This is a genomic window from Roseobacter sp. HKCCA0434, from assembly GCF_032464675.1.
Classification (GTDB): domain Bacteria; phylum Pseudomonadota; class Alphaproteobacteria; order Rhodobacterales; family Rhodobacteraceae; genus Pontivivens.
Map to the genome: position 1 here is coordinate 23,323 of NZ_JAWDKL010000019.1, position 24,643 is coordinate 47,965.

A 24,643-nucleotide genomic window follows, 5' to 3' on the forward strand; every position below is an offset into this window, starting at 1 on the left:
GCCACGAGGAGGGCCCCAAGGATGCAGACCCGCAACCGGATCCTGGACGATATGAGCCAGCTGATGACCAACGCGATGGGCGTGGCGCAGGGCGCGCGCACCGAAGCGGAGAACGCGATGAAGTCGATGATGGACCGCTGGCTGGCCGATCGCGACTTCGTCACGCGCGAGGAATTCGATGCCGTGCGCGCGATGGCCCAGAAGGCGCGCGAGGAGAATGCGGCGCTCGAAGCGCGGATCGCGGCGCTCGAGGCCAAGCACGCAGGTGACGCGGGCGCTTGACCGGAGCGCTGGCGGACCCACCTGCCCTCCCGACCGAATGACGGGAGGGTACGATGGGCGACCAGCTGAGCAATGCACGCCAGCGTCTGGTGGACGCGATGAAGATGGCGGACGTGACCGAGGATCTGGCGGAGCGTCTGTCCTACCCGCGCGAGACGCTGGCGGCCTCCCTGCCGCTGCGGCGGGACGATGGCAGCCTGCTGCTGCTGAAGGCCTGGCGCTGCCGCTATGACGACCTGCTCGGGCCTACGAAGGGCGGGCTGCGTTTTCACCATTCGACCAATGCCGACGAGGTCCAGACGCTCGCGTTCTGGATGACGGTGAAATGCGCCGTCATGCACCTGCCCTTCGGCGGCGGGAAGGGTGGTATCCAGGTCGATTACGGCGATCTGACCCTAGCGGAGAAGGAGCGGCTGACCCGCACCTTCGTCGAACATTACGCGCGTGTCTTCGGCCCCGCGCGCGATATTCCCGCCCCCGATGTCGGAACCGGCGCGCGCGAGATGGCGTGGATCGCGGATTACTGGGGACAGCTCCATCATCAGCACAGCCCCGACGTCGTGACCGGCAAGCCGCCTGTCGCGGGCGGGCTGGAAGGGCGTGCGCCCGCCACCGGGCGCGGGGCGTTCCTGGCGCTGGAGGAACTGGCCGAGGCGCTGGGCGTCGCGGACGGGGAGAAGCGGGTCGCGGTGCAGGGCTACGGATCGGGCGGGCGGCATTTCGTGCGGTTCGCGCACGACGCCGGGTGGAAGATCGTCGCGGTGGCCGATAGTGGCGGGACGGTGGTGGATCCGGAGGGGCTGGACCCCGACGCGCTCGACAAGGCGAAGGAGGATGGCGGGTCGGTCGCGGACATGGATGGCGATACGCGCGACAGCGACGCGATCTTCGAGGTCGAGTGCGACGTGCTGGTGCCCGCGGCGCTGGGCGGGCAGATCGACGAGGAGATGGTCGGCAAGCTCAACTGCAAGGCCATCGTCGAGATAGCGAACGGCCCGGTCCTTCCCGAGGCGGACGAGGCCCTGCGCGAGGCGGGGATCGAGGTCGCCCCGGACGTGCTGGCCAATGCGGGTGGCGTCTACGTGTCCTGGCTGGAATGGGTCGCGGGCCGGTCGGGCGAGATCATCGCCCCCGACGAGGTCGACCGGCGGTTGAAAGAGCGGATGACCGAGCGGGCAAAGGCCGTGCGCGAGACCGCCGCCGAGTTCGAGTGCGACCTGCGCACCGCCGCCTATATCGAGGCGGCGCGCAGGCTCGACGACGCGGTCACGGCGCGCGGTGGCGGCTGCTTCTGAGCGCTCAGACCACCCACATCGCCGCGTAGGGCGGCACGCGGATCGCGTCGCCCTGCCAGTCGGGCCCGTGCGCGTTCAGCACGTCCTGCCAGTCGGTCACGCCCGCCTGCCGCCACCAGTCGCCATGCACGAAGGCTTCGCGCTCGGCGAAGTTGAAGACGCAGATGAGCGGCGCCTCGTTGCCAAGCCTGCGGAAGGCGAAGAGGCCGGGGGCGGGCACCGGCAGGATCTCGCGCGGGCGGGCGCCGTGGATCTGCGGCGTGCGGGCGCGACGGGCCATGATGTCCTGCACGCCCGCGAAGATGCGCCCCTCGACAGTATCGGGATCGCTGCGACGCGCGGCGGCGTCCCAGTCCATCAGCGGTCGGTGGATCCAGCGGCTGTCATCCTCGCCGCGCGAGTGGTCGCGCCAAGCGTGGTCGTTGGTCAGCCCGATCTCGTCGCCCATGTAGATCAGGGGGATGCCGCCGAAACTGGCGATCAGCGCGTGGCCCATGAGAATCCGCGCGATGGCGTCGTCGCGCGCGCCGTCCGTCGTCGCCGCCTCCAACCCCGCCAGCGAGGCGAGCGCGCCGTTCGAGCGCTTGTCGTTCGTGGCCGGGTTGTACTGGAACAGCACGCCGCGCGCGAAGCTGCCGTCGAAATTCCCGCGATAGAACTCCGCCAGGAAATCGCGATGGGCAGCCCCCGAGAAACCGAGCGCGCCCGCGTCCTCGTCCGTGATCGCCCAGCCGATATCGTCGTGGCAGCGCAGATAGGTCCCCCAGGTCGCGTTCTGATGGCCGGTCGGGAAATGGTCGGTCAGCACGCGGGTCATCAGCCCGGTGTCACGGCTGGCGAGTGCGGACCAGAACTGCACCATCAGGCTGTTGTGATAGGCGATGTTGCCGACCTTGCCCGTGTGCCGCCCCGCGCCGAGATAGGGGATCAGATCGACGGGGGAGACGATGGCCTCCGCCTTGTGGATTACGCCCGCGGCGGCGATGCAGCAGGCGGCGCGCAGGGCCTGAAGGATGTCGTGCACCTCGGGCTGGTTCTGGCACTGGGTGCCCATCCGCTTCCACATGAAGGCGACGGCGTCGAGGCGCAGCACCTCGGCGCCGCGATTGGCGAGGTCGAGCATGATGTCCACGATCTCGACCATCACGTCGGGGTTTTCCCAGTTCAGGTCCCACTGATGGGTGTTGAAGGTCGTCCAGACCCATTTGCCCATCGCCTCGTCCCAGGTGAAGTTGCCGGGCGCCTGTTCGGGGAAGATCTCCAGCAACGTCTCTTCGTAGCGATCGGGCAGCGTGCGGTCGTCGAACAGGCGGTAATAGGCCTGATACTTCGCGTCGCCCGCCCGGGCGCGTTCGGCCCATTCGTGTTCGCGGGCCGTGTGGTTCAGGACGAGGTCGATGCAGGTTGAGATGCCGCGCTCGCGAAAGGCGGCGGTGAGGGCCTCGAAATCCGCCATCGTGCCGAAGCGCGGGTCGATCTGGCGGTAGTCCTGCACGGAATAGCCGCCATCGTTGTCGCCCTCGCGCGGTTTGAGGCAGGGCATCAGGTGCACGTAGGTCGCGCCGAGCTCTTCGAGATAGTCGAGGTGATCGGGCACGTCCCGCAGCTTGCCAGCGAACCGGTCGATGTAGAACACGTAGCCGACCATCGAGGGGCGCAGGAACCAGTCCGGCTCCAGATCGCGCTTGAGGTCGAGCGCCTTGAGATCGGCGGGCCGCGATGCCCAGCGGGTCGCGAGCACGTCGATCAGACGCGCGCGCGCCTCGGCATGGTTCGGCTGGTGCCCGTAGAGCCGGTCGAACGGGGCGAACAGGTCGTCGGCCGAGCGGTCGAGGCGCAGCGAGAACAGATCGCGGTCCGCTCCGGTCAGGTCGGCGAGCGCGTCTTTGGCCGTTTCGGTCAGCATCCGCTCAGGTCCGCACGTCCGGCGCGTCGCGGCCCGTCGCGTCCTGGATGCCCGCGATCCACTCCGCCGCCGCGATCACGTCCGCCAAGGCTGCCTGCGGGTCGCGGTCGAAGCGGGCGGGGTCTTCCTCCACCTGTTCGAGATAGACGCGCAGCGTGGCGCCGACCGTGCCGGTCCCCGACAGGCGCAGGACGATGCGCGCGCCGTCGCTGAGCAGGATGCGGATGCCCTGCTTTTCCGCCACCGAGCCGTCGACCGGGTCGGTATAGGCGAAATCGTCCGCCGCCTCGACCGTCAGCCCGGCGAAGGTCTGGCCCGGCAGCTCGGGCAGACGGGCGCGCAGGTCGTCCATCATCCGCTCCGCCGCCGGGGCGTCGACACCCTCATAGTCGTGGCGGGAATAGTAGTTGCGCCCGTATTCGGCCCAATGCTCGCGCAGGATTTCCGCGACGCTTTGCCCGCGCTTGGCGAGGATATTGAGCCACAGGAGTACCGCCCAGAGGCCGTCCTTCTCCCGCACGTGGTCGGAGCCGGTGCCGGCGGATTCCTCGCCGCAGAGCGTCGCCTGCCCGTCGTCGAGCAGGTTGCCGAAGAATTTCCAGCCGGTCGGCGTCTCGAAGGCGGGGATGCCGAGCTTCTCGGCCACGCGGTCGGCGGCGCGGCTGGTGGGCATGGAGCGGGCGACGCCGGTCAGCCCGTCCTCGTAGCCCGGCGCCAGATGCGCGTTGGCGGCCAGCACGGCGAGGCTGTCGGAGGGGGTGACGTAGATGCCGCGGCCCAGGATCATGTTGCGGTCGCCGTCGCCATCGGAGGCCGCGCCGAAATCGGGCGCGTCGTCGGCCATCATCACGTCCATCAGCTCATGCGCCCAGACCGGGTTCGGGTCGGGATGGCCGCCGCCGAAATCGGGCTTCGGTGTCCCGTTCATCACGGTGCCCGCGGGCGCGCCGAGCTGGCCTTCGAGGATCTCGGTCGCGTAGGGGCCGGTGATCGCGTGCATCGCGTCGAACCGCATGGTGAAGCCGGAGGCGAAGAGGTCGCGGATCGCGTCGAAATCGAAGAGGACCTGCATCAGGGCTGCGTATTCCGCGACCGGGTGCACGACCTCGACCGTCATGTCGCCGATCGTCTTCTCGCCCGTCTGCGACAGGTCGACATCGTGGGTTTCCAGTCGCTTGAACTGGGTGATGCCCTGCGTCGCCTCGTGGATCGCGGCGGTCACGCCTTCGGGCGCGGGGCCACCATTGGCGGTGTTGTACTTGATCCCGAAATCCTCGTCCGGCCCGCCGGGGTTATGGCTGGCCGACAGGATCAGCCCGCCATCGGCCTCTCGCATGCGGATGAGGTTGGAGGCCGCGGGCGTCGACAGCAGCCCTCCCATGCCGACGATGCAGCGCGCGGCCCCGTTGGCCGCGGCCATGCGCAGGATGACCTGGATCGCCTGTTCGTTGAAATAGCGCCCGTCGCCGCCGACCACGAAGGTCTTGCCCTCGGCCCCGCCGATCGCGTTGAAGATCGCCTGCACGAAATTCTCGACGTAGTGCGGCGACATGAACACCTTGGTCTTCTTGCGCAGGCCGGAGGTGCCGGGTTTCTGCCCGCCGATGGGCCGGGTCTCGACTGTGGTGGTGGTCATCGTCTGGTATCCTTTTTCGGCGTCCGGGGCCTGCGGCAGTCCGGTCAGAGCCTGACCGACGCGCGGGTTCTGCGCAAGGATAGGGCACAAGCGGCCGCCGTCATGGGGCCTGCGCTTGCCCCCGCCCGCCGGGCGGGGTATTCCCGAGCGCGACGGTCGGGTATCGGCAAGGGGCGAGATGGGCGACAGGGGCATGATCCGGGCAGGCTGGGCGGTGGCCGCGCTGTGCGTGCTGCCGATGGTCGCCGCCGTGATCGCAGCACTTCTGGGCGATCTGGAGACCTGGCGCGGGCTCGCTGCGACGGTGCTGCCGCGCTACGCCATGACGACGCTGATCCTGGTGGTGCTGGTCGCCACCGGCACGGCGGTGCTGGGCACGGGGGCGGCATGGCTCGTCACGCTCTACCGCTTTCCGGGGCGGCGGTTGGTGGAGATCGCGCTGGCGCTGCCGCTGGCCTTCCCGGCCTACGTGCTTGCCTATGCCTATACCACGCTGCTCGACTATCCCGGCCCGGTGCAGACGGGCCTGCGCGAACTGTTCGGGTGGGGGCGGCGCGACTACTGGTTCCCCGAGGTGCGGTCCACCGGCGGGGCGGCGGCGATGCTGGTGATCTGCCTCTACCCTTACGTCTACCTGCTGGCGCGCGCGGCGTTCCGTCAGCAATCCGCGAGCGCCTATCTCGCCGCGCGCACGCTGGGGCAGGGGCCGTTCCGCGCGTTCTGGCGGGTCAGCCTGCCGATCGCGCGGCCCGCCATCGCGGGCGGCGTGGCGCTGACGGTGATGGAGACGATCGCCGATTACGGCACGGTCAGCTATTTCGGGGTGCAGACCTTCTCGACCGGCATCTACCAGGCGTGGTTCTCGATGGGAGACCGGGCGGCGGCGGCGCAACTCGCGCTGTGCCTGCTGAGCTTCGCGCTGCTGCTCGCGGCGCTGGAGCGCATCCAGCGCGGGCGGGCGCGGGCGCATATGCGCGGATTGGCGGGAAAGCTCGCGGGGATGGACGCGACCGAGCTGACTGGCTGGCGGGGCGGGCTGGCCTGCGCCGCCTGTGCGGTGCCGATCCTCGCCGGTTTCGTCATTCCGGTGGCCATGCTGGGGCTGATGGCGTCGGAGGCGAACCAGAGCCTGCTCGACCCGCGTTACCGGATGTTCATGGCGAACTCGCTGATCCTTGCGGGTACGGCGGCGGTGGTGACGGTGGCGGGCGCGCTGCTGATCGCCTTCGCCGCACGGCTGCGGGCGGGACGGGCCGCGACGGCGCTGACGCTGGTGGCGGGGCTGGGCTATGCCGTGCCGGGCGGGGTGATCGCGGTGGGACTGCTGGTGCCTTTCGCCCGGCTCGACAACCTGATCGACGGGGTGATGGAGGCAAATTTCGGGATCGACACCGGGCTGCTGTTCACTGGGTCGATCTGGCTGCTGGTCATCGCCTACATGTCGCGCTTCATGGCCGCCGCGCTGTCGGCGCTGGACGCGGGAATGGGGACGGTCGCGCCCAGCGTCGACGCTGTGGCGCGCACGCTGGGGCGCGGGCCGGGGCGGGTGCTGCTGGGCGTGCATGTGCCGCTCTTGAAGGGAACGGTAATGACGGCGCTGCTGATCGTCTTCGTCGATGTGATGAAGGAGTTGCCCGCGACGCTGATCATGCGGCCCTTCAATTTCGACACGCTGGCGGTGCAGGCGCATCGGCTCGCCTCGGACGAGCGGCTGGCGCAGGCGGCGCTGCCGAGCCTTGTGATCGTGGCGTTCGGGTTGCTGCCGGTGATCCTGGTCTGCCGCTCGATCGGGGAGCGGCGCGATCCGAAGCCGCGCCGTCGCCCGGACGCGGCCGCCGCGGGCAAGGTGGCGTGAGAGTCATAGCGGACTGGACGGCGAGCTATGCGGACCCGATCCGCCTGCGGGCGGGGGAGGCGGTGCGGCTGACCGGGCGCGAGGATATCTGGGATAGGCATCGCTGGTTGTGGGCCGAGGCGGGCGAGCGTGTGGGCTGGGTGCCGGACGATCTGGTGGCCAGAGGGCGGGCGCTACGCGACTACTCGGCGTTGGAGCTGACGGTGAAGGCTGGGGAAGAGGTGGAGGCCGGTCCCGCGCAGCACGGCTGGCGCTGGTGCAGTGGCGCGCGGGGTGAGGGCTGGGTGCCGGAGTGGTGCTTGGTCTGACCAGCACACCAAGCGCGGAATCAAGGCCGCAGGCCGCCGCGCATCGCCGGGCCGCCCCCCGGCACGGCGATTTGGCTGATGGAGGCGCGACATTCAGAGCTCTTGCGGACTTGGCAGCCATAAAGCGCTCCGCTCCAACTGACGATCGCCGTGCCGCGGCCCAGCGATGCGCGGCTTGGTGCAGTCTAGCTATGGCACCGCGGCTCGGCGATGCGCGGCTCGCCACCTACCAATGCGGTGGCTTCTGGTCCGCCAGCGGGGCGCCGGTCAGCTGGTCGGCTTCCTGCTCCGCCGCGCGCTGCATCAGGAGGGCGACTCGGCGTTCGAGCAGTTCTATCCGGCTCGCCTGATCGGTCACGACCTCGTTGAGCTCCTCGACCGTGCGCAGGGCGTCGGCCAGCGCTTCCTCGATGCGGGTCAGGTCGGTCATACCGGGTTCGGCAGGTCTCTGCCCTCCACATGCGCGGCGACGTTGTCGAGCGCCATCATGCCCATCGCCTCGCGCACCTCCAGCGTGGCGGAGCCCAGATGCGGCAGCAGCACGACGTTTTCGAGGGCGCGCAGCGCGTTCGGGACGGTCGGCTCGTTTTCGTAGACGTCCAGTCCCGCGCCGCCGATACGACCCTCTTGCAGCGCGGCGATCAGTGCCGTCTCGTCCAGCACGTCGCCGCGGGCGGTGTTGACCAGCACGCCCTCGGGTCGCATGGAAGCGATGGCGTGCGCGCCGAAGATATGCCGTGTCTCGGGGCCTGCGGGGACGTGCAGCGCCACCACGTCCGACCCGGCGGCGACCGCCTCGACCGTGTCGAGACGGCGGGCGGGGAAGGGCAGATCCTTGGCGGAGCGGTTGTAGTAGACGATCTCCATGCCGAAGCCGTGATGCGCGCGCGCCGCCATCGCCTGGCCGATCCGGCCCATGCCGACGATGCCGAGCGTGCGTCCGGTGACGCCACGGCCGAGCATCTGGGTCGGTGTCCAGCCGGACCAGTCGCCCGCGCGGACCATCCGCTCGCCTTCGCCCGCGCGGCGCAGGACCATCAGCATCAACGTCATGGCGAGATCGGCGGTCGCGTCGGTCAGCACGCCGGGCGTATTGGTGACGGTGACGCCGGCGGCACGCGCGGCCTCCACGTCGATGTGGTTGTAGCCGACGCCGAAATTGGCGAGCAGCTTCGTGCGGACATCAGTGGCGAAGAGGTCCGCGTCGAAACGGTCGCCGATCGTGCAGAGGATCGCGTCGTAGTCGCGCAAGGCGGCGCGCAGGGCGTCCGCGTCGAGCACCTCGTCGCTGTCATGCAGATCGGCGCCCATGTCGCGGGCGCGCTCCATCACCCGCTGCGGCAGGCGTCGCGTCACGAAGAGGCGCATCAGTGCAGGCGTCCGCCCGTGGGCACCGGGCCGTCCGGGCCGACGAGCCGGATTTCCCCGTCATCGTCGGGCAGGCCAAGCACCAGGACCTCGGACATGAAGGGGCCGATCTGGCGGGGCGGGAAGTTCACCACGGCCATGACCTGCTTTCCGACCAGGCCGTCGGGATCGTAATGCGCGGTGATCTGGGCGGAGGACTTGCGCTGGCCGATCTCGTCGCCGAAATCGATCCAGAGCTTGATCGCCGGGCGGCGCGCCTCGGGGAAGGGTTCGGCACGTCTGACCGTGCCGACCCGAACGTCGACCTTGAGGAATTCGTCGAAGGAAATCGTGTCGCTCACGTCCGCTTCGCCATGTCCTGAAGCTCCGCCATCGATTCGCGCATCCGGGTGGAGACGATGTCCCACGCGCGAGCATTGGCCTTCTGCGTTTCCGAGGCGAGTTCGGAGGCGTGCTGCATGGCTTTCTCCATACCGGCCTGCATGATCTCATGCGCACGCGACGGGTCGCGGGCGGCATCGGCGCTGGCCTTCGCCTCGCTCATCATCGACTGCATCAACTCGACCTGCCGGGCGAAGAGCTGCTGGTAGGCCTCGGAAGCCGCGGTGCTGGCGGCGCGGAACGCCTCCATGTTGCGTTCCTGCATCTGGGTGAAGGCGGAGGCGTCCATGCCGGGCATCTGCGCCATCATGTCGGCGAAGGGCATCTGCTTCATCATCGCCATCATCGCCTCGGGATCGAACGGGTTGAAGCTGTTGGTCATGGGGGTCTCCTCCTATTGCCCGAGTTCCTTCGAGCGATCGGCCGCGGCGCGGATCGCGCGGGCCATCAACTGTTTCAGTCCGGTTTCCTCGTTCATCAGCACGTCGAGCGCCGCGGCGGTCGTGCCGCCCTTCGAGGTGACGTTGACGCGGAGCTGGTCGGGCGTCTCGTCCGCCTCCTCGGCCAGGGCGCCGGCACCGCCCACGGTCGCGCGGGCGAGTTTCATGGACAGCTCGGCGGGCAGCCCCACCTCGGCCCCCGCCGCGGCCATCGCCTCGATCATGTGGAAGACATAGGCCGGGCCGGAGCCCGACAGCGCCGTCACGCCATCCATCTGCCCCTCGTTGTCGAGCCGCACGGTCTGGCCGACGGCGCGCAACAGTTCATCGGCCATGTCGAGCGCGTCCGCCCCCGCCGCCGCGTTGCCGACGATGGCGGTGATGCCGCGCCCGACGGCGGCGGGCGTGTTGGGCATGGCGCGCACGATCACGGCCCTGCGCCCGATCATGTCCTCGAAATAGGAAATCGGCGTGCCCGCGGCGATCGAGAGAAAGATCGTACCGCCGCGCGCCAGATCGCTGATCTGCGGAAGCGCGTCCGACATCATCTGCGGCTTGACCGCGAGGATGCAGATTGCGGGGTCCTGCGGCAGCTCGGCATTGAGGCGCAGCCCTTCTTCCTGCAGCGCCTCCAGCCGGGCGGAGGGGTAGGGGTCGATCACCGTGACGGAGGCGGGGCTGATTCCCCGCGACAGCCAGCCTTCGAGCATGGCGGTTCCCATCTTGCCGCAGCCCAGCAGGACAAGGCCGCGGCGGTCGATCGTCTCGAGTGTCATACAGCGCTCCGGTCGTTGCCTCTCAGGCTCGACCATACGCTTCCGACATGGCGATGCCCAGAGCCGCCTGCGGACAGGCGTCCGCCTCCAGCGACAGGCGGAAGGCGGGCAGGTAGCGCTCGCACGCATGGATCGCGGCGGCGATCATGTCGTCGATCTGCGCGCCCGAGGCGGACGCCCCGCCCGCCAGGTTCAGCCCGTAGCGGAACACGATCATGTTCTGGTCGGGCCAGGTGGTGAAGCTGCCGTTCCAGATGCAGTCGTTCGCGCCGTCGATGACCTCCAGCACGGCGGGGCGGCGATCGTCGGGGATCTCCATCTCGAAGGTGCACACGAGGCGCAGCGTCTCGTCATAGGGCGACCAGGCGAGGCTGAGCGAATAGGTCTGCCACGTGCCCTCGATGCCCATCGCGATCTGGTTGTCGGCGACACGGTCGAAATCCCAGTCGCGATGCGAGGCCAGCGTCTCGACGATGTCGATGGGGTCGGCATCCTCGGCAGTCAGATAATGGTCCAGCGTGGTCATGCTGCGCTCCCTTTCGTGGTGCGCCCTCGCCGGACATGCCCGCAAGGGCTTGTGAGCTGCTCGATATGAGCGCGTGCATTGCCGCGCCCACACAAGATATCGTGTGAGCGTTCCGCAGGGTTGTAAAGCGAAGAAATCACGACGGCGCGCATTTCGGCCGTGGCGATCCGCGGGGATGCAGGGTGGAAGTGGTACGCCCTACGGGACTCGAACCCGTGTTTCCGCCGTGAAAGGGCGGCGTCCTAGACCACTAGACGAAGGGCGCATCCGGTGGCGAGTGGTCAGCCTCGCCGCGCTGTGAGCGGGTAATTAGGGGAATCGCCGGGGGGGTGCAAGCGGGAATTTACGGGTTTTTCGTCGAAAGTCGTCCGGGCGCGCGATTCGGCCGATGCGGTTGGCAATGCCCGCCTGAAACGCGCGAGAGGACGGGATTGCGGCGATCGCTGTCGCGCCCGACCCGTCGCGGGACGGGGTGCAGGTTTCCGATGGGAACGCGCCACGTGCCGCAATGCCGCCAGAACCTGTCGTTCGTCCTGTTTCCAAGCCGCGGGGCGTGCTGTATCCGCTGTCGGCATACGTCCCATCCATGTCGAGGATATACCGATGACCGAGACCACCCGCGACGAGGGCTTCTTCACCGAGAGCCTGTCCACCCGCGATGCGGAGCTGTTCGCCGCCATGACCGACGAGCTGGGCCGCCAGCGCGACGAGATCGAGCTGATCGCGTCGGAGAACATCGTCTCCGCTGCCGTGATGGAGGCGCAGGGCTCGGTCCTGACCAACAAATATGCCGAGGGCTATCCGGGGCGGCGTTACTATGGCGGGTGCCAATATGTCGACGTGGCCGAGAACCTCGCCATCGACCGCGCGAAGGAGCTGTTCGGCTGCGGCTTCGCCAATGTGCAGCCCAATTCCGGCAGCCAGGCCAACCAGGGCGTGTTCACCGCCCTGCTGCAGCCGGGCGACACGATCCTGGGGATGAGCCTCGACGCGGGCGGGCACCTGACCCACGGGGCGAAACCGAACCAGTCGGGCAAGTGGTTCAACGCGGTCCAGTACGGCGTGCGCCGCCAGGACAACGAGCTCGACTATGACGAGGTGCAGCGGCTCGCCACCGAGTATCAGCCGAAGATGATCATCGCCGGTGGCTCAGCCATTCCGCGGATCATCGACTTCGCCAGGATGCGCGAGATCGCGGACAGCGTCGGCGCGTGGCTGCTGGTCGACATGGCGCATTTCGCCGGGCTGGTCGCGGCGGGGCATTACCCCTCGCCGTTCCCGCACGCGCATGTCGCGACGACCACGACGCACAAGACCCTGCGCGGCCCGCGCGGCGGCATGATCCTGACCGATGACGAGACGATCGCGAAGAAGGTGAACTCCGCCATCTTCCCCGGCATCCAGGGCGGCCCGCTGATGCACGTGATCGCGGCGAAGGCCGTGGCCTTCGGCGAGGCGCTGCGTCCCGGCTTCAAGGACTACCAGGCGCAGGTGATCCGCAACGCGCAGAAGCTGGCCGAGACGCTGATGAAAGGCGGGCTCGACATCGTGACGGGCGGGACGGATACGCATCTGATGCTGGTCGACCTGCGGCCCAAGGGCGTGAAGGGCAATGCGACCGAGACGGCGCTGGGCCGCGCGCACATCACCTGCAACAAGAACGGCGTGCCGTTCGACCCCGAGAAGCCGACGGTGACGAGCGGCATCCGGCTCGGCACGCCCGCGGGCACGACGCGCGGCTTCGGCGAGGCGGAGTTCGAGGAGATCGGCAACCTGATCGTCGAGGTCGTCGACGGGTTGGCCGCGAATGGCGAGGACGGCAACGCCGAGGTCGAGGCCGCGGTGCGCGCCAAGGTCAAGGCACTGTGCGACCGCTTCCCGATCTATCCGGGGCTCTAGGTCTTCGAACGGAGCCGCTTAGCAATTGAGCGATGAGGGCAGTTCCCGACCGCGGGTGGGGGTGAAGCCCCCGCCCGGGGGGGCGGTCGGGGGCTGCCCGGCGGTGCCGCCGGGCTGCCGCTAGATGATACCCATGCTCTCGAGTCTTTACCGCTTCTTGCGCAGGCTGCGCGACGGGTCGCCGGCGGGTTTGCCGCCGCGCCCGGCGGGCTTAGGGCCGGGCCTGCCGGTGGGGCCGCGACCGCCCGGCTTGCCACCCGGTTTCGCCCCGGCGCGCGCGGCGGCTTCGGCTGTGCGCTTGGCGCGCTGGACGGCCTGCGGTTCGGATTTCAGGCCCAGCTGGTCGCGCAGGACCTTGCCCTTGATCTCCTCGACCGCGCCCGGCTCCATCTCGCCGAGCTGGAAGGGGCCGTAGCTGGTGCGGATCAGGCGGTTTACCTCGAGCCCCACTTCGGCCAGCGCGCGGCGGATCTCGCGGTTCTTGCCTTCCTTTAGCGCGATGGTCATCCAGCAATTCGCGCCCTGCTGTCGGTCGAGCGTGACCGACATCGGGCGGAACCGCTCGCCCTCGATGACGATGCCGCGCTCCAGCGGCCTGAACGTCTCCTCGGTCGGCTGGCCCTTGGCGCGCACCCGGTACTTGCGGGTCCAGCCGGTCGAGGGCAGTTCCAGCCGTCGTTTCAACTCGCCATCGTTCGTGAGCAGCAGCAGCCCCTCGGAATTGAGGTCGAGCCGTCCGATGCTCAGCACGCGCGGCAATTCCGGCGGCAGGCGGTCGAAAACGGTGGCGCGGCCCTTTTCGTCCCGCTCGCTGGTGACGAGGCCGACGGGCTTGTAATAGCGCCAGAGGCGGGGGGCCTCCTTCTCGGCCAGAGGCTGGCCGTCGACCTCGATCCGGTCGGCATCGGTGACGTTCAGCGCGGGGCTGTCGATGATGCGGCCGTTGACGCGCACGCGTCCGCCCTCGATCAGGCGCTCCGCCTCCCGGCGCGAGGCGCGGCCCGCGCGCGCGATCCGCTTGGCGATGCGCTCGCCCTCTGGTGTGTCCTTGCTCATGCTGGGACGCTTACGCCTCCGCCCCGTCCGGCGCAATGGTGGCGGGTGTCGGAGCCTCCGGCGGGGATATTTGGGACGAAGAAGAAGTAGACGCGCGTTGTCGGGCAGGGCAGGGAGGGGGCATGTTCCGCAGCTACATGCATCATGCTCTCGACGAGGCCCGCGCCGCCGCCGCCCGTGGCGAGGTGCCCGTGGGCGCGGTGGTGGTGCTGGGCGGGGAGGTGATCGCGGCGGCGGGCAACCGGACACGCGAGCTGAACGACCCCTCCGCCCATGCCGAGATGCTGGCAATCCGCGCGGCCTGCGCGGCGCTGGGGCAGGAGCGGCTGCCGGGCGCCGATCTCTACGTGACGCTGGAGCCCTGCGCGATGTGCGCGGGCGTGATCGCCGCCGCCCGGATCGCGCGGCTCTATTACGGGGCAGAGGATCCGAAATCGGGCGGGGTGGCGCATGGGGCGCGCGTGCTGGACCGCGCGCAGGCGCATCACCGGCCCGAGATCTATCCCGGCATTGCCGAGGGCGAGGCGGCGGCCCTGTTGCGGGAGTTCTTCGCGGGACGGCGGTAACGTGCCGCATCCCTTGACTTCGCCCGCCCGGCACGGTGTATCCGTCCGGTCCGCAACCGCCCATCTTTCGGGAGATGATGATGCACGCCTATCGTAGCCATACCTGCGCCGACCTGCCCGCCGCCAATGTGGGCGATACCGTGCGCCTCGCCGGGTGGGTGCACCGTGTGCGCGATCATGGCGGCGTGCTGTTCATCGACCTGCGCGACCATTACGGCATGACGCAGGTGCTGGCCGATGGCGACAGCCCGGTCTTCGCGGAGCTGGAGCGCGTCCGTTCCGAATGGGTGATCCGCATCGACGGCACGGTGAAGGCGCGCGCGCCCGAGTTGGTAAACCCGAACATCCCCACCGGCGAGATCGAGGTCTATATCCGCGACATGGAGGTGCTGGGCCGGGCGGAGGAACTGCCGCTGCCCGTCTTCGGCGATCAGGACTACCCCGAGGAGACGCGGCTGAAGTACCGCTATCTCGACCTGCGGCGCGAGAGCCTGCACGACAACATCATCCTGCGCTCGAACGTGGTGAAGTCGATCCGCAAGCGGATGTGGGACGCGGATTTCAACGAGTTCCAGACGCCGATCATCACGGCGTCCTCCCCCGAGGGCGCGCGCGACTTCCTGGTGCCCAGCCGTCTGCATCCGGGCAAGTTCTACGCGCTGCCCCAAGCGCCGCAGCAGTTCAAGCAGCTGATCATGGTCGGCGGCTTCGACAAGTACTTCCAGATCGCGCCCTGCTTCCGCGACGAGGATCCGCGCGCCGATCGTTCGCCCACGGATTTCTACCAGCTCGACATGGAGATGAGCTTCGTCGAGCAGGAGGACGTGTTCGCGACGATCCAGCCGGTGATCCAAGGTCTGTTCGAGGAGTTCGGCGGCGATCGCAAGGTCGAGGCCGAGTGGCCCCGCATCCCCTATGCCGAGGCGCTGGCCAAGTATGGCTCGGACAAGCCCGACCTGCGCAACCCGATCGAGATGCAGGACGTGTCCGAGCATTTCCGCGACTCGGGCTTCGCGATCTTCGCCAAGCTCTTGGAGCAGGAGGGGACGGAAGTCCGCGCCATTCCTGCGCCGACGGGCGGCAGCCGCAAGTTCTGCGACCGGATGAACAAGTTTGCGCAGGAACAGGGGCTGCCGGGGATGGGCTATATCTTCTGGCGCGATCAGGGCGACGGGATGGAGGCGGCGGGGCCGCTGGCCAAGAATATCGGCCCCGAGCGGACCGAGGCGATCCGCCAGCAGCTCGGCCTCGATGTCGGTGACGCGGCCTTCTTCCTCGGGGGCAAGCCCGACGCGTTCGAGGGGGTCGCGGGCCGCGCGCGCAATGTGATCGGGGAGGAGCTGGGCCTGACGGACAAGGACAGCTTCCGTTTCGCCTGGATCGTCGATTTCCCGATGTACGAGAAGGACGACGACGGGAAGATCGACTTCTCGCACAACCCGTTCTCGATGCCGCAAGGCGGGATGGACGCGTTGAATAGCGATCCGCTGGAGGTGCTGGGCTACCAGTACGATCTCGCCTGCAACGGCTATGAGCTGATTTCGGGCGCGATCCGCAACCACAAGCCGGAGATCATGCTCAAGGCGTTCGAGATCGCGGGCTACCCCGCATCGGAGGTCGAGAAACGCTTCGGCGGGATGCTGGGAGCATTCAAATACGGCGCGCCGCCGCATGGTGGCTGCGCGGCCGGTATCGACCGGATCGTGATGCTGCTGGCGGACGAGGCGAATATCCGCGAGGTCATCATGTTCCCGATGAACCAGCGCGCCGAGGACCTGATGCTGGGCGGCCCTTCGGAGCCGACCAACGAGCAGCTGCGCGAGCTCAATCTGCGGGTCATCAAGACCGACTGAGACTCGCGCGACGGGCCGTCTCCGCCTCAACCGGTGCGCGGATGGCCCGGAGCAGCGGGTGGCGGTCGGTGGCGGCGCGTCCGTAGGTGACGTTGAAGGCGTAGTCGAAATCGAGCGGGTTCGCGCCCGCGAGGTGCTGGAGCATCGTCTCGATCTTGTCGAAGCCCTTGGCCATGATGGCCTCGGGCGTCGCTGCCGCTTCGTATTCCGCGGCGGCAGCGCGGATGCGGTCGGCAACATCTGCGGGCAGGCCGTCGGTCAGCTGTTCCAGCGCGCGCCTCTCCCGCTCCGCCCGGTCGTCGCCTTCGCGCTGCTCGGTCGCGGGGACGTCGCCATGCACGGCCTCGGCGAGGTCGTGGAGGATGCAGAGCTCCAGTAGGCGCAGGAGGTCGATGCCGTGGAGTTCCTTTCGGAAGGTCAGCACCATCAGGCACAGGCGCCAGCTGTGCTCCGCCGTGCTTTCGCGCCGCCCGCCCGCCGTGTGGCCGGAGCGGAGCGTGTCCTTCAGCGCCTCGGCGCGTTGCACGAAGTCGAGAAGGGCGGTGAGGCGGTCAGGCGGCATGATGGCGGCTCCCTGTCAGGCGGACAGCATGGCAAAGCGGCGGGCCGCCGCAACCCCGCCCGTGCTTGCATTCCGACGGCCATATGATACCCCCGGCGCGAGTTCCGACAGAGGCCCGACATGACCGATCTTGACACCCTGCGCCAGAGCTGGCTGACCCGCATCGCCGATGCCTCGGACGAGCAGACGCTCGAACAGGTCCGTGTCGGCGCGATCGGCAAGAAGGGCGAGGTCGCGCTGAAGATGCGGGAACTCGGCAAGATGACGCCGGAGGAGCGGCAGACGGCAGGTCCCGCGCTCAACGCCCTGAAGAACGAGATCAACTCGGCGCTGATCGCGCGCAAGACGGCGCTGGCCGATGTCGCGCTCGACGAGCGGCTGCGGACCGAGTGGCTCGACGTCAGCCTGTCGCCGCGCCCGCGTCAGCAGGGCACGCTGCATCCGGTCCCGCAGGTGATGGAAGAGGTCACGGCGATCTTCGCCGATCTGGGCTATTCGGTCGCCGAAGGCCCGCAGATCGAGACCGACTGGTATAATTTCGACGCGCTCAACATCCCCTCGCATCACCCCGCGCGGGCGGAGATGGACACGTTCTACATGGCGCGGGCCGAGGGCGACCAGCGTCCGCCACACGTACTGCGCACCCATACCTCGCCGGTGCAGATCCGCTCGATGCAGGATCGCGGCGCGCCGCTCAGGATCATCTGTCCGGGCCGGGTCTATCGTGCCGATTACGACCAGACCCACACGCCGATGTTTCACCAGGTCGAGGGGCTGGCACTGGGGCGCGACATCTCGATGGCGAACCTCAAGTGGACTCTGGAGGAGTTCTGCCGTGCCTTCTTCGACGTGGAGGGGGTCGAACTGCGCTTCCGTGCGTCGCACTTCCCCTTCACCGAGCCGAGCGCCGAGGTGGATATCCGCTGCTCCTGGGCGGGCGGTCAGCTGAAGATCGGCGAGGGCGACGACTGGCTGGAGATCCTGGGCTCGGGCATGGTGCACCCCAAGGTGCTGGAGGCCGGCGGGATCGACCCGACCGAATGGCAGGGCTTCGCCTTCGGCATGGGGATCGACCGGATCGCGATGCTGAAATACGGAATTCCGGACCTGCGCGCCTTCTTCGACAGCGACCTGCGCTGGCTGCGTCATTACGGCTTCGGCTCGCTCGACGTGCCGACGCTCGCGCGTGGCGTGAACCGATGAGCCTCGACGCCCTGCGCGCGCGCTATCCCGGCGCGCAGACCTTCACCTTCGGGGACGGGAAGGCGCTGACCGACCAGTTGAACGCGCTGGTGCGGTCGGGGGCGAAGCGGGCGACCTGCGGCGCGCTGCGCGATTACGAATCCGGGGCCGAGGCGATGCCGACCGTCGGGCGCCGCGACATCGCGCTGGAGCATGACGGCATGCCCGCCTTCGTCATCGAGACGCGGGAATTGCGCACCTGCCGTTTCGACGAGGTGAGCGAGGAGATGGCGCTGGCCGAGGGCGAGGACGACGACCTCGCCGGATGGCGCGCGGGGCACGAGGCTTACTTCACGCGCAATGGCGGCTTCGCGCCCGACATGATGCTGGTCTGGGAGCGGTTCGACCTGATCGAGGACCTCGCCGCGACAGAAGAGACGACGATTACCGGAGAACGGCCATGAAATTCACGCTGAACTGGCTGAAGGACCACCTCGACACCGAGGCGAGCCTCGATGAAATCCTCGACGCGCTGACCGATCTGGGGCTGGAGGTCGAGGGCGTGGACGATCCCGCCGCGCGGCTCGGCACCTTCCGCATCGGCTACGTCAAGGCGGCGGAGAAGCATCCCGACGCCGACCGCCTGCGCGTCTGCACGGTCGAGACCCACAAGGGCGAGCAGCAGATCATCTGCGGGGCGCCCAACGCGCGCGCGGGGATCAAGGTCGTCGTGGCGCAGCCCGGCGATTACGTGCCCGGCATCGACACCACCATCCAGGTCGGCAAGATCCGGGGCGTCGAGAGCTATGGCATGATGGCCTCCGAGCGGGAGCTGGAGCTGTCGGACGAGCATGACGGCATCATCGAGCTGCCGCAGGATGCCGAGGTCGGCCAGCGCTATATCGATTATGCGGGCATGGACGACCCGACCATCGAGATCGCCATCACCCCGAACCGCCCCGACGCGCTGGGCGTGCGCGGGATCGCGCGGGACCTCGCCGCACGCGGGCTGGGCAAGCTGAAGCCCGCCGGGATCGAGCCCGTCTCGGGTGGCTATGCCAGCCCCATCGGCGTGACGCTCGCGGGCGAGGTCGTGGACGAGGCCTGCCCCGTCTTTCACGGGCGGCACATCCGCGGCGTCACGAATGGGCCGAGCCCGAAATGGATGCAGCAGCGCCTGATCGCCATCGGACTGCGCCCGATCTCGGCTTTGGTCGATATCACCAATTATGTGACCTATGACCGCGGCCGTCCGCTGCACGTCTTCGACGCGGCCAAGGTCGCGGGCGATCTGGAGGTCCGCTTCGCGCGTGAGGGCGAGAGCATCCTCGCGCTCGACGGCAAGGACTATGCGCTCAGCCCCGGCATGACGATCATCGCGGACGGGAACGGCCCCGAGGGGATCGGCGGCATCATGGGCGGCGAGCATTCGGGCTGTACCGAAGCCACCACCGACGTCTTCGTGGAAAGCGCTTGGTTCGACCCGGTGCGCACCGCGCATACGGGCCGGGCGCTCAAGATCAATTCCGATGCGCGCTATCGGTTCGAGCGGGGCGTGGACCCGGCTTCGGTCGCGTGGGGCATCGAACTGGCGACGCGCATGATCCTCGACATCTGCGGCGGCGAGGCGTCCGAGGTCGTCGAGGCGGGCGAGATCCCCGATACGGCGCGACGCTACACGCTCAATCCGGGCCGGGTCGTCAGCCTCGTCGGCATGGAGATCCCGCGCGCCGAGCAGATCCGCATTCTCGAAGCACTCGGCTTCGATTGCGAGCAGCCGGGCACCATCGCCGCGGCGATGGCCGCGCTGTCGCCCGCCGCGCCGCTGGCCGAGGCAGGCGAGATCAGCGTCGGCGTGCCATCCTGGCGACCGGACGTGCAGGGCGAGGCCGACTTGGTGGAGGAGATCGCGCGCGTCGCCTCGCTGACCAAGCTGGAAGGCAAACCCATGCCGCGCGAGGCGGCCGGGGTGCCGAAGCCCGTGCTGACGCCGATGCAGGCGCGTGTGGCCACGGCACGACGGCAGGCGGCCGCGCTCGGCTACAACGAATGCGTCACCTACAGCTTCATCAAGCAGGAGGAGGCGGCGCTGTTCGGCGGCGGCACCGATGCGGTGCGGCTGGAGAATCCGATCAGCTCCGAGATGAGCCACATGCGCCCGACGCTGCTGCCCGGCCTGATGGCCGCCGCGGCGCGCAACCAGGCGCGCGGGTTCGCGGACCTCGCGCTGTTCGAGGCGGGCATGGCGTTCCCCGGCGGGGAGCCGGGCGAGGAGGAACTGATGCTGACCGGCCTGCGGGTCGGGCAGGTGGCCCCGCGTAACCCGCACGGTACGCGGCGGGCCGTCGACCTCTACGACGCGAAGGCGGATGCGGAGGCGGTGCTGGCCGAGATCGGTGCGCCGGTGGAGCGGTTGATGCCGCTGCGCAATGCGCCCGAGTGGTTCCACCCGGGCCGCTCTGCCGTGCTGGGGCTGGGACCGAAGAACCCGCTCGCCGTGTTCGGCGAACTGCACCCGAAGGTGGTCGCGGCGATGGACCTGAAGGGGCCGGTCGTGGCCTTCACCGTGTTCCCGGCCAACGTGCCCTTCCCCAAGCAGAAGAGTGCGACCCGCCCGGCGCTGGACCTCGCCGAGTTGCAGGCGGTCGAGCGCGACTTCGCCTTCGTCGTCGATGCGGATGTCGAGGCGGACAAGCTGGTGCGCGCTGCCAAGGGCGCCGACAAGAAGCTGATCGAGGATGTCAGCGTCTTCGATGTGTTCGCAGGCGATAAGGCCGAGGCGCAGATGGGGGAGGGGCGCAAGTCCATCGCCATCGCCGTGCGTCTGCAGCCGCGCGAGGCGACGCTGACGGACAAGGAGATCGAGGCGGTGGGCGGAAAGGTCGTCGCCGCCGTGCAGAAGGCGACGGGCGGCACCCTGCGGGGCTGATCGGCGTTCGGGCAGATCGCGAAGGCCCCGGCACGGCGCCGGGGCCTTTTGCTATTGATGCGCCTCGAAGGCGGCCATCATCAGGCGCTTGGTATAGTCCTCGCGCGGATTGTCGAAGATCTGCTCGACCGTGCCTTCCTCGACCACATCGCCGAGGCGCATCACCATCACGCGGTGGCTCATCGCGCGCACAACCTTCAGATCGTGGCTGATGAAGATGTAGGCGAGGCCGTGGCGGGCCTGAAGCTCCCGCAGCAGTTCGACGATCTGCACCTGCACCGTCATGTCGAGCGCCGAGGTCGGCTCGTCCAGCACCACCACCTTGGGACGCAGGATCATCGCGCGGGCGATGGCGATGCGCTGGCGCTGCCCGCCGGAGAATTCGTGCGGGTAGCGGTCCATGCTGTCCGGGTCGATGCCGACCTCCTGCAGGATATCCGCCACCTGCTTGCGCCGCTCAGCCGCCGTGCCCTTGAAGTGCACGCCCAGCCCCTCTGCCACGATCTCCGCCACGCTCATGCGTGGTGAGAGGGAGCCGTAGGGATCCTGGAACACCATCTGGATGTCGCCGCGCACGGGGCGCAGTTGGCGATTGGTCAGGCCCTGGATATCCCGCCCGAGGAACAGGATCGGACCTTCCGAGGAAATGAGCCGCATGACGGCGAGCGCCAGCGTCGTCTTGCCCGATCCGCTCTCGCCCACGACTCCCAGCGTCTCGCCCGCGCGCAGGCTGATCGTGGCGGAGTTCACGGCCTTCACGTGATCGGTCGTGCGCTGCAGGAAGCCCGTCTTGATCGGGAACCAGATGCGCAGGTCGTCCGTGCGGACCAACTCGTCCGCGGCGGCGGGGATCGGCGCCGGGGCGCCCGACGGCTCGGCCGCCAGCAGCTTCCTGGTGTAGGGGTGCTGCGGATCGTCGAAGATCGCGGCGGTCGGGCCGCTTTCGACCACTTCTCCATCCTTCATCACGAAGACCCGGTCGGCGATGCGGCGCACGATGGTCAGGTCGTGGGTGATGAAAAGCATCCCCATCCCCTCGGCCGCCTGCAGCTCCTTGAGCAGGTCGAGGATCTGCGCCTGAATCGTGACGTCGAGCGCCGTGGTCGGCTCATCCGCCACCAGCAGCTTCGGCCCGTTGGCGAGCGCCATCGCGATCATCACGCGCTGGCGCTGTCCGCCCGACAGCTGGTGCGGGTAGCTCGACAGCCGCTTTTCGGGGTCGGGGATGCCGACGCGGGTCAGCAGCTCCAGCGTGCGGGCGCGCGCGGCGTCGCCGGTCAGGCCCTGGTGGATTTCCAGCGACTCGCCGATCTGCTTCTCGATCTTGTGGAGCGGGTTGAGCGAGGTCATCGGCTCCTGAAAGATGAAGCTGATGTCGTTCCCGCGGATGTCGCGCAGGGTGGCCGCGTCGGCGCCCCGGATCTCGCGCCCGTCGAACTTGACCGAGCCGGAGACGGTGGCGGTATCGGGCAGCAGCTCGACGGTGGAGAGCGCACTCAGCGACTTGCCCGAGCCGCTTTCGCCGACCAGCGCGACGGTTTCCCCCCGCTCGATCGAGAAGCTGACGCCCTTGACCGCGTGCGCCTCGCCGAAGCTGACGCGCAGGTCGTTCACATCGAGAAGCGAATTCATGCCAGCACCTTTCGCGGATCGAACGCGTCCCGGATCCCCTCGAAGATGAAGACCAGCAGCGACAGCAGGATCGCGAAGGTGAAGAAGGCGGTGAAGCCCAGCCAGCTTGCGTGCAGGTTCTCCTTCGCCTGCAGGGTCAGCTCGCCCAGCGAGGGGTAGGAGGAGGGCAGGCCGAAGCCGAGATAGTCGAGCACGGCCAGCCCGCTGATCGCACCCGTGACGAGGAAGGGCATCAGCGTCACCGTTGCCACCATCGCGTTGGGCAGGATGTGGCGGAACATGATCGTCCGGTCCGGCACCCCGAGCGCGCGGGCCGCGCGGACATACTCGAAATTGCGTGCGCGCAGGAATTCGGCGCGCACCACCCCGACCAGCGAGGTCCAGGAGAAGAGCGCCATCAGACCGACCAGCAGCCAGAAGTTCATGGTGAAGATCGCCGCCGTGATGATGATGATGTAGAGGAAGGGCGTGGAGCCCCAGATTTCGATGAAGCGCTGGAACAGCAGGTCGGTCCAGCCGCCGAAATAGCCCTGGATCGCGCCGGCCGCGACGCCCACGACCGACGAGATGCCGACCATCGCGATGGCGAAGAGCAGCGAGGTGCGCACACCGTAGATCACACGGGCCAGCACGTCGCGCGTCGTGTCGTCGGTGCCGAGCCAGTGGTTCGCGTCCGGCGGGCCGGGGGCGCGGTCCACGTCGTCATTCACCGTGTCGAAGGAATAGGGGATCGGCGGCCAGATCATCCAGCCCTGTGCGATCTCCTCACCCGCGATGACGCCGTCCTCGGCATCGGCGATGAACTCCTCGGGCTCGTAATAGCAATCCTCGAGTCCACCGGTGATGATCAGGCACTGGATCGCCTCATCCTTGAAATTGGCGTTGAGGCCGGGATCGCCGCCGAAATCCGACTCCTCATAGAAGCCGTTGAAGACCGGGAAGGTCAGATCGCCGCGATAGGACACCACCAAAGGCTTGTCGTTCGCGATGAACTCCGCGAACAGCGACAGCACGAAGATCACGAGGAAGATCCACAGCGACCAGACGGCACGCCGGTTGGCGCGGAAGGCGGCGAGGCGCCGCTTCTGGATGGGATTGAGCGTCATGTGTTGCGGCTCTCGAAATCGATGCGCGGGTCGACGAAGACGTACATCAGGTCCGACAGGATGCCGACCAGAAGGCCCACGAGCCCGAAGAAGTAGAGCGTGCCGAACACCACCGGATAATCCCGTCCGACCGCCGCCTGGAAGCCCAGCAGCCCCAGCCCGTCGAGCGAGAAGATCGTCTCGATGATAAGCGAACTGCCGAAGAAGACCGAGATGAACAGGCCCGGAAAGCCCGCGATGATGATGAGCATCGCGTTGCGGAACACATGACCGTAGAGCACCTGCCGCTCATTCAGACCTTTGGCCCGCGCGGTCATCACGTATTGCTTTCGGATCTCGTCGAGAAACGAGTTCTTGGTCAGCAGCGTCAGCGTCGCGAAGCTCGCGATGGTCGAGGCGATGACCGGCAGCGTGATGTGGTGCAGGTAGTCCAGCACCTTGCCCACCGCGCTGAGCTCATCGAAATTCGGCGAGGTCAGGCCGCGGGCCGGGAAGATCTGGAAGTAGGACCCCCCCGCGAACAGCACCAGCAGCAGAACCGCGAACAGGAAGCCGGGAATGGCGTAGGCCACGATGATGACGCCTGACGTCCAGGTGTCGAAGCGGCTGCCATCCTTCACCGCCTTGCGGATGCCGAGCGGGATCGAGATCATGTAGGCGATCAGCGTGGACCACAGGCCCAGCGTGATCGAGACCGGCATCTTCTCCAGCACCAGATCGACCACCGAGATCGAGCGTTGGAAGCTCTCGCCGAAATCGAATTGCAGGTAGTTCCACATCATCAGCAGGAACCGTTCGACGGGCGGCTTGTCGAGGCCGAATTGCTCCTCCAATTCCGCGATGAAATCTGGCGGCAGGCCACGCGCGCCCTGATACTCGACGTCACCGCCGCCTTCGGAGCCAAGGTCGCCACCTGCGCCGCCGGTAATGCGGTCGGTCACGTCGCCGGCCCCGTTGATCTCGGCGATGATCTGCTCGATCGGGCCGCCGGGCACGAACTGGGTCAGGGCGAAGTTGATGAGCATGATGCCGAACAGCGTCGGCACCACGAGCAGCAGTCGTCTCAGGATATAGGCACCCATGAT

The 24,643-nt window shown here is 68.2% G+C and carries 23 protein-coding genes and 1 tRNA gene; 10 read left to right on the top strand and 14 right to left on the bottom strand.

Annotation, left to right across the window (positions count from 1 at the left end; genetic code table 11):
- Window positions 1-21 precede the first annotated feature (21 nt).
- Window positions 22-282: an accessory factor UbiK family protein gene (locus tag RX333_RS12245; protein ID WP_316015233.1), complete on the top strand. Its 261-nt coding sequence runs from the start codon at window positions 22-24 to the stop codon at window positions 280-282.
- A gap of 53 nt (window positions 283-335) precedes the next feature.
- Window positions 336-1,577, top strand: a complete 1,242-nt coding sequence (locus RX333_RS12250; RefSeq protein WP_316015234.1) for a Glu/Leu/Phe/Val dehydrogenase — start codon at window positions 336-338, stop codon at window positions 1,575-1,577.
- A 4-nt stretch (window positions 1,578-1,581) separates the two neighbouring features.
- Here RX333_RS12250 and RX333_RS12255 read toward each other — a convergent pair whose 3' ends face one another.
- The gene (locus tag RX333_RS12255; RefSeq protein WP_316015235.1) at window positions 1,582-3,483 is read right to left on the bottom strand and encodes an alpha-amylase family protein; all 1,902 of its coding nucleotides are present in this window, start codon (window positions 3,481-3,483) and stop codon (window positions 1,582-1,584) included.
- A gap of 4 nt (window positions 3,484-3,487) precedes the next feature.
- A complete protein-coding gene (locus RX333_RS12260; RefSeq protein WP_316015236.1) occupies window positions 3,488-5,119 on the bottom strand; it encodes an alpha-D-glucose phosphate-specific phosphoglucomutase in 1,632 nt (543 codons plus the stop codon).
- A 178-nt stretch (window positions 5,120-5,297) separates the two neighbouring features.
- Between RX333_RS12260 and RX333_RS12265 the strand changes: the two genes are divergently transcribed.
- Both RX333_RS12265 and RX333_RS12270 read left to right on the top strand, forming a co-directional pair.
- A complete protein-coding gene (locus RX333_RS12265; protein ID WP_316015237.1) occupies window positions 5,298-6,974 on the top strand; it encodes an iron ABC transporter permease in 1,677 nt (558 codons plus the stop codon).
- Window positions 6,971-7,282 carry an SH3 domain-containing protein gene (locus RX333_RS12270; protein ID WP_316015238.1) on the top strand — a complete coding sequence of 104 codons (312 nt, stop codon included), beginning with the start codon at window positions 6,971-6,973 and terminating at the stop codon, window positions 7,280-7,282. The genes RX333_RS12265 and RX333_RS12270 overlap by 4 nt, the downstream gene beginning before the upstream one ends.
- A gap of 226 nt (window positions 7,283-7,508) precedes the next feature.
- Here RX333_RS12270 and RX333_RS12275 read toward each other — a convergent pair whose 3' ends face one another.
- From RX333_RS12275 to RX333_RS12305, 7 genes are all read right to left on the bottom strand, one after another.
- On the bottom strand, window positions 7,509-7,712 hold the full coding sequence (locus tag RX333_RS12275) for a SlyX family protein (protein ID WP_316015239.1): 204 nt from the start codon (window positions 7,710-7,712) through the stop codon (window positions 7,509-7,511).
- Window positions 7,709-8,650, bottom strand: a complete 942-nt coding sequence (locus RX333_RS12280; RefSeq protein ID WP_316015240.1) for a D-glycerate dehydrogenase — start codon at window positions 8,648-8,650, stop codon at window positions 7,709-7,711. Before RX333_RS12280 ends, RX333_RS12275 begins: the two co-directional genes overlap by 4 nt.
- A complete protein-coding gene (locus RX333_RS12285; protein WP_316015241.1) occupies window positions 8,650-8,991 on the bottom strand; it encodes a tRNA-binding protein in 342 nt (113 codons plus the stop codon). The genes RX333_RS12280 and RX333_RS12285 overlap by 1 nt, the downstream gene beginning before the upstream one ends.
- Window positions 8,988-9,413: a phasin family protein gene (locus tag RX333_RS12290; protein ID WP_316015242.1), complete on the bottom strand. Its 426-nt coding sequence runs from the start codon at window positions 9,411-9,413 to the stop codon at window positions 8,988-8,990. The genes RX333_RS12285 and RX333_RS12290 overlap by 4 nt, the downstream gene beginning before the upstream one ends.
- A gap of 12 nt (window positions 9,414-9,425) precedes the next feature.
- On the bottom strand, window positions 9,426-10,247 hold the full coding sequence (proC, locus tag RX333_RS12295; protein WP_316015243.1) for a pyrroline-5-carboxylate reductase: 822 nt from the start codon (window positions 10,245-10,247) through the stop codon (window positions 9,426-9,428).
- A gap of 22 nt (window positions 10,248-10,269) precedes the next feature.
- Window positions 10,270-10,773: a YbjN domain-containing protein gene (locus RX333_RS12300; RefSeq protein WP_316015244.1), complete on the bottom strand. Its 504-nt coding sequence runs from the start codon at window positions 10,771-10,773 to the stop codon at window positions 10,270-10,272.
- Window positions 10,774-10,962: 189 nt separating this feature from the next.
- Window positions 10,963-11,038: transfer RNA gene (locus RX333_RS12305), tRNA-Glu, on the bottom strand.
- A gap of 338 nt (window positions 11,039-11,376) precedes the next feature.
- Between RX333_RS12305 and glyA the strand changes: the two genes are divergently transcribed.
- Window positions 11,377-12,672: a serine hydroxymethyltransferase gene (gene glyA / locus RX333_RS12310; protein ID WP_316015245.1), complete on the top strand. Its 1,296-nt coding sequence runs from the start codon at window positions 11,377-11,379 to the stop codon at window positions 12,670-12,672.
- Window positions 12,673-12,819: 147 nt separating this feature from the next.
- Here the strand turns inward: glyA and RX333_RS12315 are convergent, their stop codons facing one another.
- Entirely contained in the window at window positions 12,820-13,728 is a 909-nt protein-coding gene (locus RX333_RS12315) for a pseudouridine synthase (RefSeq protein ID WP_316015246.1), read from the bottom strand.
- A gap of 122 nt (window positions 13,729-13,850) precedes the next feature.
- Between RX333_RS12315 and RX333_RS12320 the strand changes: the two genes are divergently transcribed.
- On the top strand, window positions 13,851-14,294 hold the full coding sequence (locus RX333_RS12320) for a nucleoside deaminase (RefSeq protein WP_316015247.1): 444 nt from the start codon (window positions 13,851-13,853) through the stop codon (window positions 14,292-14,294).
- An 80-nt stretch (window positions 14,295-14,374) separates the two neighbouring features.
- Entirely contained in the window at window positions 14,375-16,147 is a 1,773-nt protein-coding gene (aspS, locus tag RX333_RS12325) for an aspartate--tRNA ligase (protein ID WP_316015248.1), read from the top strand.
- Here the strand turns inward: aspS and RX333_RS12330 are convergent.
- Entirely contained in the window at window positions 16,134-16,709 is a 576-nt protein-coding gene (locus RX333_RS12330) for an HD domain-containing protein (RefSeq protein WP_316015249.1), read from the bottom strand. The genes aspS and RX333_RS12330 overlap by 14 nt on opposite strands.
- Window positions 16,710-16,829: 120 nt before the next feature.
- Here RX333_RS12330 and pheS point away from each other — a divergent pair, with 120 nt between their 5' ends.
- The 3 genes from pheS to pheT are packed head-to-tail and all read left to right on the top strand — an operon-like array spanning window position 16,830 to window position 20,820.
- On the top strand, window positions 16,830-17,912 hold the full coding sequence (gene pheS, locus RX333_RS12335) for a phenylalanine--tRNA ligase subunit alpha (RefSeq protein ID WP_316015250.1): 1,083 nt from the start codon (window positions 16,830-16,832) through the stop codon (window positions 17,910-17,912).
- The gene (locus RX333_RS12340) at window positions 17,909-18,355 is read left to right on the top strand and encodes an ASCH domain-containing protein (RefSeq protein ID WP_316015251.1); all 447 of its coding nucleotides are present in this window, start codon (window positions 17,909-17,911) and stop codon (window positions 18,353-18,355) included. Before pheS ends, RX333_RS12340 begins: the two co-directional genes overlap by 4 nt.
- Window positions 18,352-20,820, top strand: a complete 2,469-nt coding sequence (gene pheT, locus RX333_RS12345; RefSeq protein WP_316015252.1) for a phenylalanine--tRNA ligase subunit beta — start codon at window positions 18,352-18,354, stop codon at window positions 20,818-20,820. The genes RX333_RS12340 and pheT overlap by 4 nt, the downstream gene beginning before the upstream one ends.
- A gap of 51 nt (window positions 20,821-20,871) precedes the next feature.
- Here pheT and RX333_RS12350 read toward each other — a convergent pair whose 3' ends face one another.
- The 3 genes from RX333_RS12350 to RX333_RS12360 are packed head-to-tail and all read right to left on the bottom strand — an operon-like array spanning window position 20,872 to window position 24,640.
- Complete coding sequence (locus tag RX333_RS12350; RefSeq protein ID WP_316015253.1) at window positions 20,872-22,452, bottom strand: ABC transporter ATP-binding protein; 1,581 nt, start codon at window positions 22,450-22,452, stop codon at window positions 20,872-20,874.
- On the bottom strand, window positions 22,449-23,558 hold the full coding sequence (locus RX333_RS12355) for an ABC transporter permease (RefSeq protein ID WP_316015254.1): 1,110 nt from the start codon (window positions 23,556-23,558) through the stop codon (window positions 22,449-22,451). The genes RX333_RS12350 and RX333_RS12355 overlap by 4 nt, the downstream gene beginning before the upstream one ends.
- Window positions 23,555-24,640, bottom strand: coding sequence for a microcin C ABC transporter permease YejB (locus RX333_RS12360; protein ID WP_316015255.1), 1,086 nt, complete (start codon window positions 24,638-24,640; stop codon window positions 23,555-23,557). The genes RX333_RS12355 and RX333_RS12360 overlap by 4 nt, the downstream gene beginning before the upstream one ends.
- Window positions 24,641-24,643: the final 3 nt, after the last annotated feature.

Bases quoted from the DNA above. Each gene is read 5' to 3' on its own strand.
- RX333_RS12245 (WP_316015233.1), top strand. From the start codon at position 22: ATGCAGACCCGCAACCGGATCCTGGACGATATGAGCCAGCTGATGACC.
- RX333_RS12250 (WP_316015234.1), top strand. From the start codon at position 336: ATGGGCGACCAGCTGAGCAATGCACGCCAGCGTCTGGTGGACGCGATG.
- RX333_RS12255 (WP_316015235.1), bottom strand. From the start codon at position 3,483: ATGCTGACCGAAACGGCCAAAGACGCGCTCGCCGACCTGACCGGAGCG.
- RX333_RS12260 (WP_316015236.1), bottom strand. From the start codon at position 5,119: ATGACCACCACCACAGTCGAGACCCGGCCCATCGGCGGGCAGAAACCC.
- RX333_RS12265 (WP_316015237.1), top strand. From the start codon at position 5,298: ATGGGCGACAGGGGCATGATCCGGGCAGGCTGGGCGGTGGCCGCGCTG.
- RX333_RS12275 (WP_316015239.1), bottom strand. From the start codon at position 7,712: ATGACCGACCTGACCCGCATCGAGGAAGCGCTGGCCGACGCCCTGCGC.
- RX333_RS12280 (WP_316015240.1), bottom strand. From the start codon at position 8,650: ATGCGCCTCTTCGTGACGCGACGCCTGCCGCAGCGGGTGATGGAGCGC.
- RX333_RS12290 (WP_316015242.1), bottom strand. From the start codon at position 9,413: ATGACCAACAGCTTCAACCCGTTCGATCCCGAGGCGATGATGGCGATG.
- proC (WP_316015243.1), bottom strand. From the start codon at position 10,247: ATGACACTCGAGACGATCGACCGCCGCGGCCTTGTCCTGCTGGGCTGC.
- RX333_RS12300 (WP_316015244.1), bottom strand. From the start codon at position 10,773: ATGACCACGCTGGACCATTATCTGACTGCCGAGGATGCCGACCCCATC.
- glyA (WP_316015245.1), top strand. From the start codon at position 11,377: ATGACCGAGACCACCCGCGACGAGGGCTTCTTCACCGAGAGCCTGTCC.
- RX333_RS12315 (WP_316015246.1), bottom strand. From the start codon at position 13,728: ATGAGCAAGGACACACCAGAGGGCGAGCGCATCGCCAAGCGGATCGCG.
- RX333_RS12320 (WP_316015247.1), top strand. From the start codon at position 13,851: ATGTTCCGCAGCTACATGCATCATGCTCTCGACGAGGCCCGCGCCGCC.
- aspS (WP_316015248.1), top strand. From the start codon at position 14,375: ATGCACGCCTATCGTAGCCATACCTGCGCCGACCTGCCCGCCGCCAAT.
- RX333_RS12330 (WP_316015249.1), bottom strand. From the start codon at position 16,709: ATGCCGCCTGACCGCCTCACCGCCCTTCTCGACTTCGTGCAACGCGCC.
- pheS (WP_316015250.1), top strand. From the start codon at position 16,830: ATGACCGATCTTGACACCCTGCGCCAGAGCTGGCTGACCCGCATCGCC.
- RX333_RS12340 (WP_316015251.1), top strand. From the start codon at position 17,909: ATGAGCCTCGACGCCCTGCGCGCGCGCTATCCCGGCGCGCAGACCTTC.
- pheT (WP_316015252.1), top strand. From the start codon at position 18,352: ATGAAATTCACGCTGAACTGGCTGAAGGACCACCTCGACACCGAGGCG.
- RX333_RS12350 (WP_316015253.1), bottom strand. From the start codon at position 22,452: ATGAATTCGCTTCTCGATGTGAACGACCTGCGCGTCAGCTTCGGCGAG.
- RX333_RS12355 (WP_316015254.1), bottom strand. From the start codon at position 23,558: ATGACGCTCAATCCCATCCAGAAGCGGCGCCTCGCCGCCTTCCGCGCC.
- RX333_RS12360 (WP_316015255.1), bottom strand. From the start codon at position 24,640: ATGGGTGCCTATATCCTGAGACGACTGCTGCTCGTGGTGCCGACGCTG.